Origin of the sequence: Streptomyces sp. NPDC058877, assembly GCF_042742855.1 — a bacterium.
Taxonomy (GTDB): domain Bacteria; phylum Actinomycetota; class Actinomycetes; order Streptomycetales; family Streptomycetaceae; genus Streptomyces.
Genome location: NZ_JBHYMF010000194.1, coordinates 1 through 12,465, shown reverse-complemented (window position 1 = coordinate 12,465; position 12,465 = coordinate 1). Strand labels below are relative to the sequence as shown.

The following is a 12,465-nucleotide window of genomic DNA, read 5'->3' as shown; positions in this document are numbered from 1 at the left end:
CGACCACTGCTCATCAGAAAGATCCCCACGCCCCACACCATGATCATCGCGGAATGGGAGCCAGAACCGGACCCCGACCTAAAACACGGCCTAGTGGCGACAAGGGGAAAGGGGTGGGGGGTGTGGTGACGGGGGATCTGACATGGAGATGCGGCGGGCGAGGGTGGGGTCCCTCAGGGGTGGGGGTCTGGATCCTACTTTTGCATACCTGGTTGGTTGCTTCAAAAACGCATAGAGATAGAGTCTGGAATGGGAGAGTACCAGTGGCAGTGCTTACAGCGCTTCTATCTGCCTTGCTCGGTGGAGTGCTTGTGATGACAGGAGACCATGTTCGGCGTCGCGTCGAAAGGCGACAGAATGATCTGAGCAAGCTGGTGGAGGCGAGCGCCCATCTCTCCTCTACTTACAACCGGCTGTGTGGGGAGCTGATCGATGCCTCGGAGCGGGAGGTGCCGGCTAGCGAGGTTCCCTCTCCGGATCCCCTTCGGTATGAGGCGAGCACGCGGTTCTTCATGACGCCTGGTAGCGAGCAGATCAGTGCGGAGGCTTCGCAGCTGATCAGAGCGTACGAGCGGATGCGTGGGACGTACGGTCATGCCTCGTCCTGGGGAGCCGCTCGCGAGGCCCACTATTCGGCGGTCCGGGCCTTTGAAGCCTCAGTTCGCACCGTGCGGAGGCGCGGACGTGTCTGAGGTAGCATCAAAAAAGGTTTAGTGAAATAAGGTGACGCGTGATCACTAAAACGTTGAGGCTTCATCAGCGGGAAGCCGTTGACTCAGTAATTCGCATGCTCGAATTTCCTGCAAGATCTCTTGTCCCCGAGCGAGGGCTCCGGACTCAGGTGATCATGGCGACCGGGTCGGGCAAGAGCCTCGTGGCCACCCGGAGCGCTGAAGAGCTTCGTGCGGGTCGTGTGCTGGTGCTCGTCCCCTCACTGGACCTGCTCACCCAGACCGAGGCCGCGTGGCGCCAGGGAGGGCGCACGGGCCCGGTGATCGGTGTCTCGTCCCTGCGGGGTGAGGAGGTGTCCTTCCCCAACACCACGGACGTGGACGAGCTGGTCGACTGGGTGCGGCCCTTCGACAAGGTCACCGTGTTCGCCACGTACGCCTCCCTCGGGCTCGGCACCCTGGAGCGGGCGCACCAGGCCGGCCTTCCGGGCTGGGACCTGATCGTGGTCGATGAGGCGCACCGGACGTCGGGTCGGATCGGGAAGCCGTGGGGGGTCGTTCACGACAACACCCGCATCCCGTCCCTGCGCCGCCTGTACATGACCGCCACGCCCCGCCTGTGGCAGCTGGACGATGACGCCGACAAGGGCGCGCCGGGCGAGCTTGTGGCGAGCATGGAAGACGACTCCGAGGGCCTCTTCGGCAGCCGCTGCTTCACCCTGACGCTGTCGGAGGCGATCGACCGGGGAATCTGTGCGCCGTATCAGGTGGTGTGCGTGGACATCACCGACACCCAGCTCCAGGCCGCGCAGCTCCTGGGCGCTGAGGGCCGCTCGGACGAGGTACGCGGGGCCCGGCTCGCCGCGCTCCAGACCGCGCTACTCAAGGCGTCGGCCGAGGAGGGCTTCCGCCGCACGCTCGTCTTCCACCATGTGGTGAAGGAGGCGGAGGCGTTCGCGGCCGGCCTTCAGGGCGTCGCCGCGCAGCTGCACGCCGCCGACCCCAAGCTGTACCCCAAGACGATCTGGGCGGACTGGCTGTGCGGGGAGCACAAGCCGGGCCACCGGCGGCGGGTTCTCGGGGAGTTCGCGTCCGGCATCGCCACGGATGGCACGGTGGTGGAGAAGGGCTTCCTGGGTTCGGTGAAGGTGCTCGGGGAGGGCGTGGATACCCGGGAGTGCGACTCCGTCTACTGGGCGGATGTCCGCGGCTCCATGCCCGACCTCGTCCAAGCGGTCGGCCGCGCGCTGAGGATGCACCCGGGCGAGGGCAAGGTCGCCTCGCTCGTGGTGCCGGTGCTGCTCGGGCCAGGCGAGACGGCGGACAACATGCTGACCTCCCGGGCGTTCGGCGGGCTGGCGAAGCTGCTGGAGGCGCTCAGGGCGCACGACGCCCGGGTGGTGGAGCAGCTCGCCGAGCAGCAGGCTCCCAGCGCCTACAAGCCCGTCCAGAAGGCCGCGCAGGGCCAGAAGAGCCAAGGCGAGGGGAACGGCTCCGGCGGGCCGTCGAAGCCCGCCCGGCAGCTGCTGAAGTTCAGCACGCCGCGCGACCCGGCGCAGCTGGCGGCGTTCATCAACCTGCGGGTGCTCAACCCGGAGCACGAGCACTGGCGGCGCGGGGTGGAGGCCGCCGTCATCTTCGCCCGCGAGCACGGCGACCTGAAGGTGCCCTTCACCTACCGCGTCCCCGAAGGCGAAGAAGCGGAAGGGGTCGGGTGGCCGGCCTCGCTCGCCAACTTCCCGCTGGGGCAGTGGACCGCTGACAACCGGCGCTTCTACGCCCGCGGGGACATGGATGAGGACCGCGTCGCGCAGCTGGAGAAGCTCGGCATGGTCTGGTCGCACTTCGACGTCGCGTGGGAGGAGGGTCTCGCGGCGGCGCGAGGGTGGGCCGAGGTGAACGGGCACCTCCTGGCCCCGCTCGATGCCACGCATCAGGGCTACCGGGTGGGTACCTGGTTGAAGAACGCGCGGGCCGCCGCCCGGCGCGCTCTGGAGCTTGAACAGCGCCAGGCCGAGGGTCTGCCGGTGGAGTCGTGGTCCGGCGCCCTGTCGGCGGAGCGGCGCGAGCAGCTGGAGGACATCGACCCGTCGTGGTGCCCGGCCTGGCCGGTGGAGTGGCAGCGCGCCTTCCACCTCGTCCGGCTCCACCTGGAGGAGGCCGGCGGCACGCTGCCGACCGAGCCCGGCGAGGTCATGCACCAGGGCGAAGACCTCGGACGGTGGGTACGGGCGCAGCGGCTCGGCTGGGACAAGCTCACCACCGTGCAGCAATGGATGTGCGAGCAGGTCCTCGGCATCACACCCGCGACCGAGGAAGAGAAACCGCCCCCGCGCCGTACGCAGGCCGACAAGTGGGCGCTGAACTACCAGGCCGCCAAGCAGTTCTACGAGCGCGAGGGACACCTGCGGGTCCCTCGCAAGCACGTCGAACGGATCGCCGGCGAGGACCAGGAGGAGCGGGAACTCCGGCTCGGGGCGTGGATCGGGAACCAGCGCAGCAGGGCCGCGACACTCGCGCCTGAACGGATGGAACTGCTCTCCGCGATCGGAATGCGGTGGTCCTGATGGTGGGCGTCGTCGCCACTGCGGCCGCCGCGCTCGCGGCCGGCTATCTGCTCGGGCGGCTGCGCCCGTAGCGACGCCTGGGCGACTGGGCGGCCGATCAGGTCCGCCACGCCGGGACGTGGGCCCGGGGCGGCGCTGGCCGTCAGGCCGTCGTCATCCTGGCCCACGCCGTCACCGCGCCACGCACCAGCTGGCACATCATGCGCGCCCCGGCCACCAACGCCCCGACGCCGGTGCCCATACGCGATCCGGACTGGATCGCCAACCGCACCCGGACAGAGCAGGGAGGCACCCCGTGAACAGAGCCACCAAACCTGATGCGCAGCCCGTGACCGGGAACGCCTCAAGGCCCGTGCTGCCTTCCATCCGGTCTGTCCCAGTCCTTCCGTACGAGAGATGCCGTCGGAAACGGCATCTGCCCTTGCCGTGCAGCAGGGGGACCAGGAACGTTGGACGCCCATCCGTGCTCGGCATATTTCCGTAGGATCGAGACGGTGAATTCCCGCATCTCCGGTCGCGCAGTGGCGTCCGTGGCCAGCCGCTGTACGAGGGCCAGGGCGGCCTCAGGTGCGAAGCGGGCGAGGGCGGTCACGGCTGCGCGGAAGTCCTCGGTGTCGTCGCCTGCTGACGTCAGGTCGGCGAAGGCCATGAGCATGTCGACGGCGACGTCGCGCAGATCGTCCATCTTGCCCAGCGTCTCCATCGCCCGAAGCCGTGAGGCGGTTTTGGCCTTGCGACTCACGGCCATCCGATAGAGCTCCTTGGTGCCCTCCGGGTCGCCGAGGCGGACCAGCTCACCGGCCGCGGCGAGCCGTTCCTCATCAGAGAGGGAGCCGTCTGCAGCACGCAGCCGCATGCGCTCGCCGAGCCCGCGATCTCGCTCCTCGTTCAGCAGCCACTGCTGGAGTTCCCGGTGCCGGAGTTGGTAGGTACGTCCCGTCGTGCGCAGGAGCCCGGCCTGATGGGCCCAGACCAGAAAGCCGTTGAACCGCAGCGGCACACGGCGCCGAACGCCGCCGACCGCGACCGACACGGCGTACCGCAGCCAGGCCCTGACAGCGACGGACGGCAGGAGGAGCAGCGCCACCACCCAGCCGACCGTCGGCCAGATCAGTGCGCACAGGACCACCAGACCAACGGTCAGCAGGCTGACGAACACGTCCTGCCGCAAGGGCGCGCTCGGTCTCAGTACCGGCTCCGTGTCGGCGATCACGATCGGAGTGGGCAACAGGCTGAGCGCCGCCGTCACCGCCCAGATCAGGAGCGTGCCGACGAGCAGGACGACGCAGAGGCCGAGAGTCCCGAGCGTCAGGGCTCCCCAGCTCTTCTGCGGGAACAGCCACCGTGCCACGAGGAGGCCCACGAGAGGCGGAAAGACGGCGAACGGCGAGAGGTACAGCAGGATGCGCCACCCGGAGGCATTACGGTGGGCGATCTTCCATCTCTCATGGTCGTTACGGCGTACCGTCTCCCAGAAGGGCTCCTCCGCCGTCTTCGCGCGTCGTCGCAGTCGGACGAGCCGGATCGGTTCCGCAGGAGCCCCCATGCCCAGGGCGCCATAGAAGACGCCGACGGACATGGGGAAGTTGGTCCAGAACGGGTCGCTAATCCCTGAGCCAGCCTTAGCGAGGACCAGTAACCCGGCGCAGAACAGGGCGAACACGAGACTGTGAACCGTCAGTACGGCCTTGCGGCCGACGACGTGCTCCAGCCGGTGGGGCACGATGTCCGTGACCCGCCCGCCGGGGTCGTCCTCCGCAGGTGTCGAGTCGACGGCGAACGAAGTGAGCCAGCGCTGGGTGCGCTCGGCGTCGTAGCGGCGGTGCGGAGTTGCCGCGATCGCGACCGGGATGAGCCGCTCCACCAGCATCCGGTCGATGTCCTCCTGAGTCGTGAGCGCCAGCAGCTCACGAGGGTCGCGCCCACCCGAGTAGACGGTGGTGGCCAGGTAGAGCCGCCAGGGCGTCGCCAGGGCACCGGTTGGCAGGAGGTGGAGATCATCGATGACCTCGGCCCAGGCGCGCCGTTCCCCTTCGGACCGGGCGGCGAGCGCCTGTTCCAGATAGTCACGGATCTGCGAGGTATCGAGTTCCTCCACCTTGGCCACAGCGGCCGATACGAGGCCCCCGTGATCGTGGCTCACCCTTTCGTACGTGCTGGTCCGGCACGTGACGACCAGAGGTGTGACGCCCCTCGGGCCGTGGTAGCGATTGATCTGGTCCATGGCCCGCGTCGCCCTGTCGGACGAACCGGCGGTGCCGTCCATTTCGTCGAGCCCGTCGAGGACCGGCAGCACGAGGCGCTGAGCCACCAAGGCATGCGCCGCACGGGGGCGCACGCCGTAGACGTCGCTGACCTGCCGTTCGAGCCACTCCTCCAGAGGGGTGCCAGGGTCCCAGTCGACGAGGGTGAGGCGCACCGGCACAGGCTGCTCCGGGCAACGCCGCTCCAGAAGCAACAGCGCGAGCTCGATGGCCAGCACAGTCTTGCCCGCCCCGGCGGCTCCGGTGACGACGAGCCGCCCCTCGGGCAACGCCGCGTAGGCGTCGGCCAGGCCGTGCAGGGTGCCCGTCACCGCGTCGCCGGGGCCACGCAGCAGAGTCACCCGCAGCGTGAAGGGGACCTCGGCCGTGGTCGCCGCCGAGCCCAGAAGGCTGCTCCGCGCGGTGCGTTCGACCACCGTGACCTTCCGGGCCAGCCGGTCGGCCTGCCGCAGTAGGGCTGCTCCCCCCGGCTCGGAGTAGTAGTTGACGTGCTGGGCCTGGCCCACCGCCATCCCGCCCAGGGCGGCGCTCACCACCGTGTGGGCGTGGATATGCGGGGCATGGACACCCCCGGACTCGCTCAGCCCTGCTGCAGGCCCGGCGGGGAAGGGTAGGACAGGTTCACGTCTCCCATGCGCAGGGCAGCGGCTCCGTGGTGCGCACTGATGTGCACGCTGCCGCCGATGGCCTGCCCGTCGTCACCCGCCGACACGGCGGAGGACGTGGCCTGCTCACGGAGTACGACCCGCAGAGCGGCGACGGCGGACTCCCGCTCATCGTCGCCAAGGCTCTCCAGCACCGTTTCGATTCGTGCCTGCCAGAGGGCCTGTTCGCGTACGCGGATGTGCACGACTGTCTCGGCATCCGACTCGGCGAGGGCGGCTGCGCTCAGTGCGAGACGCTCCCGAGCGGCGAGCTCGCGGTCCTCCTGTCCGCGACCGAACCACCGGGCCACCGCGTGTTGCAGGCCCTGCCATGAACTGGTCCCGGCTGCCTGGACGACAGCCGTTCCCCCGGTTGCCGCCAACGCCGTAAGCGCTTCCTCCAACACCCTTGCCCCCGTTCGTCCTCCTGGCTCCAACAACCGTAGCGTCAGACGACAGGAGCCGGGAATATCCCCACCACGCACGCATGGCTGGGTTCCGGCCAGAGAACTCGCACGGCGTGAACCCGCCCGCTCACCCGTCCACTCAGTGGAGTGAGTGCCGGGCGCGGTGGAGCCTCCCAGCCACCATCGACAACCGGGGCCCGGTACGTATACCCATCACGTCTGCCCGCCGCCGGTGGGGCGGGGCTTGCCCAGGGTGGCCTTGGGCTTGCCCGCGCCCGCCGACGGCTTGCCCTGCTCAGCGGCGCAGTCGCGAGAGCCAGCCGGTGGTCTTCTGCTCGGGCACGGCCTGGTCCTGCTCCTGGTCGCGCTCTTCCTGCCGGGGGCTCACACCCCAGGCCCGGTCCAAGTCCTCGAACCGCTGGTCGCAGTCCCCACACAAAGACGGATGCTTCGCCGGGGAAGCGGTCCAGCCGACGCGTTTGGTCGCCTTCCACCGTTCGTCGGTGAACGCGGCACCGCACTCGGTGCAGACGGGACGCTCGGGGGCGGGCCAGAAGTCGTCCGACCCTGCCTCACCGCGTACCGGCTCCTGGCGCTCCTGGGCCGCGGCGACGGCCGCGCGCTTGCAGGTGTCGCACAGGTGCGGGTGGGAGTCCTTCGTGGCTCCCCAGTCCTTCGGCTCTACGGCCTGCCAGCGGGTGTCGGTGAACTTCGCCCCGCAGCCGGTGCAGACGGGACGGCGGGCCTCGCGTTCGGCGGCCTTCTTCGCGTCGTGTTCCTGCGCCGCGCGCCGTACCTGTGCCTGGTACTCCGCCGCGCGGGTCTTGGCCTCCTCTTCCTCACGGGCCTGGGCGGCCTCGAAGCGCGGGTTGCCGATCGCCTCCAGGAGGGTCTGCGGGCCGCTGCGTCCGAAGCGGGCGAACACCGGGCCGGCCGGACCGTGCTGGCGCAGCTGGTTCAGCCCGACCGCGATGATCGGGATCTTCCGGTCGTAGAGATGGTGGCCGCCACGCTGCCGCTCCCCCTGCCACAGGTGCCGGGTCAGCTCTTGCAGGCGCGGGACGGTGAGGTTGGGGTTGCGCTCGCCGATCCGGTTGAACACCAGCAGCACGGGCGGATGCGGCGCATCGCCGTACCGGCCCTCGGGGACCGTCCAGCGCGTACGCCACATCGGGCGCTCCTTGCCGTCGGTGTCCTTCACCTTTCGCTTGAAGAACCGGGCGTACTTCTCCAGCTTGTCGGCGAGCTCCTCGGCGGTCTCGTGGCAGTTGTCGACCTCGATGAACAGCAGCGGCACCCCGTCCTGCGGGGCGGTGAGCACGAGGTCGGCCTGGGCGCCGCCCTTGCCGGGCGCGTTCCAGGTGCCGGTCGCCGGGAGCGGGACCTCAGTCCAGTACGAGGCGATGGTGCCGATGCCGTCCGGTGAGTCGACGGCGGCCTGGGCGGCGGCCTGGACGTGCGCCGGGTCGACGGTGAGCCTGGCCATGTTCGGCTTCGGGCGCAGCATGGCGATCACGGTCTCGTTGACGGCCATGGGGTGGGAGGCGCCGCTGGAGCCCGCGCCGCGCGCGGTGGAGCCCATCTCCGTCACCGGGCGCCGCAGCTCGTAGGAGGCAGCCTCCAGGCCCTTGGGGGTCAGGTTCCGCAGGGCGTCGCCCGTCCCGGTGGAGCCTCCGTTCTCGGACAGGCCGTGCCCCCGCATATCGGAGAGCGCGGCCGTGTGCGAGGCGGTCCGGGCTTGCTTGCGCTTCGACGGGGTCGGCTTGTCGGCGTGCCGGAACGTCAGGTGCGGAGCACCGATCCGCTGGATCTGATCCGTTGTCGCGACCTTCAGCGCTCCGAGCACGCGCAGCACGTCGCCGCGGTAGTTGTTCGTCGACCCCGCCGGGTTGTTCTTCCGCTTCCCCGTCATCAGCTCTGCTCCCTCGTCGCTCGCGACCGGCCGCCGGCCGACCGGCGCCGCTGCTGGCGCTGGCCGCGCCCGGCCTGGGAGGGCGTCCGGGCCCCCCGGAACCCGATGCTCTCCTCCACTACGGACATGTAGAGGAGAGAAGAGGGTTGTGACGGCGCAGTTTTCGTGCCGATTGCGGCCCTGACAAGGGGTTTTCCTCCGGCCTGGGGCGCCGGGCACCAAAGGGGGTTCCAAAGGGCCCTCCGAAGGGGGCGCCCAGGGAGGCCCCTTGGGCTTGCCCAGCGCGGGCTGGCCTTCGGGTGTGATCGGCCCGCGCGGTGCCGCTGCCCAGCCCTCGGGTGGGTGGTCGTCATCGTCTGCTCTCCTTCGCTGCCCCGGCCGGGGCGGTCGGGGCGAAGGAGCAGCGTGCAACCGACCCCCTTGTCCGCGGTCTGACCGTGGCCAAGCCAAGGAGAAACACGGCAGCGGTCAGGGCGGTAGCAGAGGTGGACAAGAGGTCAGGCCGGATTCGCGGTCGGGCCGACCACCCTGGACAAGGGGGCCCGGTTTGGCCCTTGCAGCCCCGATTCGCCCGGTTCGAGCTGGGGGGAGAGTTCTCCGTCCTCTGTCCACAGGGCAGCGCGCCGACCATACGAAAACGACGCCGTGAGTCACACGGCGGTCATCGTGAGGAGAGGTTCATGCCGTACCTGATCCCGCCCCGTACGCCGCTGACGCCCGAGCAGGTGGAGCAGGGCTTCGACTACCTCCTGGCGCTGCAGACGGGCGGCGGTACCTACGCCGCTGGGCGGGTGGAGGCGACCTCGGAGCTGGCGTTCGTCCTGCTGCGGCTCGCCGAGGACATCATCTGGCCCGTCACGGCTGTGGACGGAGAGGCCGCCGACCTGTGCGCGGACTCCTTCGTGCTGGACGAGGTCGGGTGCGTCCTGCTGTCCGCGCTGCGGGACTGGGCGCGGGACTCCCCCACCACGGCGGTGCTCGGCATCGCCCGCAGCATCGTCCGCTTCGTCGAGAACGTCATCCCCGACCCCGACGACCACGGAGACACCCGCGCCACCCTGGAGGCGATGCGCGACGAGCACCTGGCGCTGGCGCACGCGGTGCACTCCGCACCCGGTGCGCACCGCTGACCGCACCAACCGCACCACCGCACCGGGTGCGCACTGGTGCGGTGGTGCGCCCATCCGGTGCGCTCCACTCGGTGGGCGGTGCGCGCACCGGTGCGGCCGATGCGCGGGAGTGGGGCGCACCGGCTGGACTCGGTGCGGTGAGTGGGCCCGGGTGGAGACGGTGGAGGCGGTGCGTTTCTCCTAATTCGTTAGTAATTAGAGGTCCTGGATCTCTGAGGGGCCCGGGGCGGCGTTGTCCAGCCCGGGGCAGGACGTGTGTGGTCCGGTCGGTGCCGTGGTGACCCCTACGACACCTCCGACCGTGCGAGGTCTTTGTAAAGACTGGTGGCGCTGGGCGCCGGCCGGTCCTCGCACGTTCTGCCCCCGCGGGCCCGTCGGGTTCGGGATCCTCGATGGATGAGCTGCCGTACGGTGACGCGTTTTCTCCTCACGAGCTTCGAGCTCTGGACACGGCGCGCGCCCGTGCGGCTTGCGGCGCCGCGCACGGCTGATGAGGTGGCGGACCACAGAGTCCTGGAATTAGTGCGCCGTGCGGCCCCGCGTGCTCGCCTTCGAGAACGGCACCGGAGAAGGGGCGGGATCCATGGACGTTTTCTGCGGGATCGACTGGGCGGAGGGACACCACGACGTCGCGCTCGTCGATGACACCGGGAAGCTGCTGGCCAAGTGCCGGATCAACGACGACCTGGACGGCTACCGCCTGCTGCTCGACCTGCTGGCCGAGCACGGCGACTCCGCGGAGACGCCGATCCCGGTGGCCATCGAGACCAGCCGCGGCCTGCTCGTCGCCACCCTGCGGCAGGGCCCCCGGAAGATCTACGCGGTCAACCCGATGGCCGCCTCCCGCTACCGCGACCGCCACGGAGTCAGCCGCAAGAAGTCGGACCCGGGCGACGCCCTGGTGCTGGCGAACATCATCCGTACCGACGCGCCGGTGCACCGCCCTCTGCCCGCCGACACCGACCTGGCCCAGGCCGTCGCCGTCCTGGCCCGCGCACAGCAGGACGCGGTCTGGAACCGCCAGCAGGTCGCCAACCAGCTGCGGTCCCTGCTGAGGGAGTACTTCCCGGCGATGATCGAGGCGTTCAAGGACAAACCGGGAACCCTGACCCGCCCCGATGCCCGCCGCATCCTCGCCGTCGCACCCACACCTACCCTGGCCGCCAAGCTGCAGATGTGGAAGCTGACCGCCATGCTCAAGCGAGCCGGCCGCCGCCGCGGCATCGAAACCGACGCCGAACGAATCCAGCAGCTCTTCCGCCAGGAAGCCCCTCGACAGCTGCCCCTCGTCGAAGACGCCATGGGCAAGCAGGCACAGGCCCTGCTGCTGCAGCTGGACGCTGCCTGCCAGGCGGTCGATGACCTGGCACGGGCCACCGAGGAAGCCTTTCGGTCACACCCGGACGCGGCGATCATGCTGAGCTTCCCGGGGATCGGTTGCCAGGTCGGCGCCCGCATCCTGGGGGAGATCGGTGACGACAGGAGCCGGTTCGCTACGGCTGGAGGACTGAAGGCGTACGCCGGCTCGGCCCCGATCACGCGGGCTTCCGGCAAGCGCCGTTATGTCGGTCGTCGCTTTGTGAAGAACAACCGGCTCAACCACGTCGGGCACCTGTGGGCCTTCGCCTCCCTGAGCGGTTCATCCGGCGCGGACGCTCACTACCGGCGCCGCCGGGCCGGAGGGGACTGGCACATGCAGGCTCTGCGGCACCTGTTCAACCGCATGCTGGGGCAGCTGCATCACTGCCTCCTCGCCCGCGTTCCTTTCGACGAAGCCACGGCTTTCCCTCCAGGGGCTGCGACGCCCCAGCTGGCCAGTTCATGAGGCTCAGGGCATGAGGGCAGTCGACACGCGAGCCAGGTCTTCCGGGGTGAGGGCGAAGCCGTTGGACGGGTTCCGGTACGAGTACGCGCCGTCGTCCAAGCGAACGCCGTTCCTGCTGGTCCAGCGGGAGGTTCCTCCTGCCCCTTGGCCCTCAACGAGAGCGGCAGCGAGTTCTTCGGGGGCCTCGACGGCAGTAAGGGCGCTGAGAGCTGCCATCAGGCGGTGCTCTGCGTCGTCCGGGATGTTGTCGTCTCCGAGCGCGGGCAGCAGCAATAGGAGGCGGCGGTGTGGATCGGCTGTGCTGCCACCGGGCAGCCCGTTGTCGACGGCGGACAACAGCTCGGGCCAGGACAGGGCGGGACCCATGAAGTGCCCGTCGTCCTTGGCCAGCAACAGTGCCCGCTCCCAGCTGGGGTGATGCAGGAGGTAGTCGACACCGGGGTCGTCCTTCCACGCGCGGTAGACGACGTGGAGGAGGTGCCCGGCGGCCAGCGGGATGGTGAAGACGGGCCACTCCGCCCGCTCCCGCAGCTCCCGGTGGAACATCTCGGCCGCCTCGTAGTCCGCACCGAAGAGCAGCTCTTCCGCGTCCTCGTCGTGCGCACACGAGTAAAGGTGGCCAAGCCAGAAGAGAGGTTCCTGTAGCAGCTCTGGCGCGTGGACGAGAGGGTGACCGTCGTACCCGGGTATCTCCATCATGCCGATCATCATGCCGCCTACCCGGCTGCCCCTACACGGTCGGCCCCCGATGCTCCGGGGCCAGGCCGCGAAGCCTCGCGTGCGTCGTCACGGCGATGCTGACTACGAAATCCCGCGGTGCATCTTGACGGCTTAACTGCATGAGGTGTCTTGACCTGAGCCGAGGTCAAGACATCTCAGGGGGCTAAGAAGTCAAGCTGGTGGACGTAGCCGAGTTACCCGGGTCGGCTTGCTGCGCCATGGCGGCGTCCACTTGCGCGATCAACCAGGGTGAAGACGGTCAGGGCGAACGTCGATGCGACCCCAGTGGCCAGGGCATCCGCCACGTACCGGCCCAGGCCCGGTC

General features: G+C 69.5%; 7 protein-coding genes. 3 read left to right on the top strand and 4 right to left on the bottom strand.

What is annotated here, in order from left to right:
* Positions 1–730: 730 nt before the first annotated feature.
* Complete coding sequence (locus ACFW2Y_RS30015; protein WP_384885414.1) at positions 731–3,238, top strand: Helicase associated domain protein; 2,508 nt, start codon at positions 731–733, stop codon at positions 3,236–3,238.
* 343 nt (positions 3,239–3,581) lie between these two features.
* On the opposite strand, the gene ACFW2Y_RS30010 is transcribed toward ACFW2Y_RS30015, so the two are convergent.
* The 3 genes from ACFW2Y_RS30010 to ACFW2Y_RS30000 all read right to left on the bottom strand — a co-directional run bounded on the left by ACFW2Y_RS30010 (position 3,582) and on the right by ACFW2Y_RS30000 (position 8,465).
* Complete coding sequence (locus ACFW2Y_RS30010; protein WP_384885412.1) at positions 3,582–6,038, bottom strand: NACHT domain-containing protein; 2,457 nt, start codon at positions 6,036–6,038, stop codon at positions 3,582–3,584.
* A 44-nt stretch (positions 6,039–6,082) separates the two neighbouring features.
* The gene (locus ACFW2Y_RS30005) at positions 6,083–6,529 is read right to left on the bottom strand and encodes a hypothetical protein (RefSeq protein WP_384885410.1); all 447 of its coding nucleotides are present in this window, start codon (positions 6,527–6,529) and stop codon (positions 6,083–6,085) included.
* Positions 6,530–6,848: 319 nt separating this feature from the next.
* Complete coding sequence (locus ACFW2Y_RS30000) at positions 6,849–8,465, bottom strand: replication-relaxation family protein (RefSeq protein ID WP_384885408.1); 1,617 nt, start codon at positions 8,463–8,465, stop codon at positions 6,849–6,851.
* Positions 8,466–9,145: 680 nt separating this feature from the next.
* Between ACFW2Y_RS30000 and ACFW2Y_RS29995 the strand changes: the two genes are divergently transcribed.
* Together ACFW2Y_RS29995 and ACFW2Y_RS29990 are read left to right on the top strand one after the other, a co-directional pair.
* Positions 9,146–9,595, top strand: a complete 450-nt coding sequence (locus ACFW2Y_RS29995) for a hypothetical protein (protein ID WP_384885407.1) — start codon at positions 9,146–9,148, stop codon at positions 9,593–9,595.
* A gap of 583 nt (positions 9,596–10,178) precedes the next feature.
* On the top strand, positions 10,179–11,420 hold the full coding sequence (locus tag ACFW2Y_RS29990) for an IS110 family transposase (RefSeq protein ID WP_384885416.1): 1,242 nt from the start codon (positions 10,179–10,181) through the stop codon (positions 11,418–11,420).
* 3 nt (positions 11,421–11,423) lie between these two features.
* On the opposite strand, the gene ACFW2Y_RS29985 is transcribed toward ACFW2Y_RS29990, so the two are convergent.
* Complete coding sequence (locus ACFW2Y_RS29985) at positions 11,424–12,119, bottom strand: hypothetical protein (RefSeq protein ID WP_384885405.1); 696 nt, start codon at positions 12,117–12,119, stop codon at positions 11,424–11,426.
* Positions 12,120–12,465 lie beyond the last annotated feature (346 nt).

Coding starts and splice junctions, on each gene's coding strand:
- ACFW2Y_RS30000 (WP_384885408.1), bottom strand. CDS start 8,465: ATGACGGGGAAGCGGAAGAACAACCCGGCGGGGTCGACGAACAACTAC.
- ACFW2Y_RS29995 (WP_384885407.1), top strand. CDS start 9,146: ATGCCGTACCTGATCCCGCCCCGTACGCCGCTGACGCCCGAGCAGGTG.
- ACFW2Y_RS29990 (WP_384885416.1), top strand. CDS start 10,179: ATGGACGTTTTCTGCGGGATCGACTGGGCGGAGGGACACCACGACGTC.
- ACFW2Y_RS29985 (WP_384885405.1), bottom strand. CDS start 12,119: ATGATGGAGATACCCGGGTACGACGGTCACCCTCTCGTCCACGCGCCA.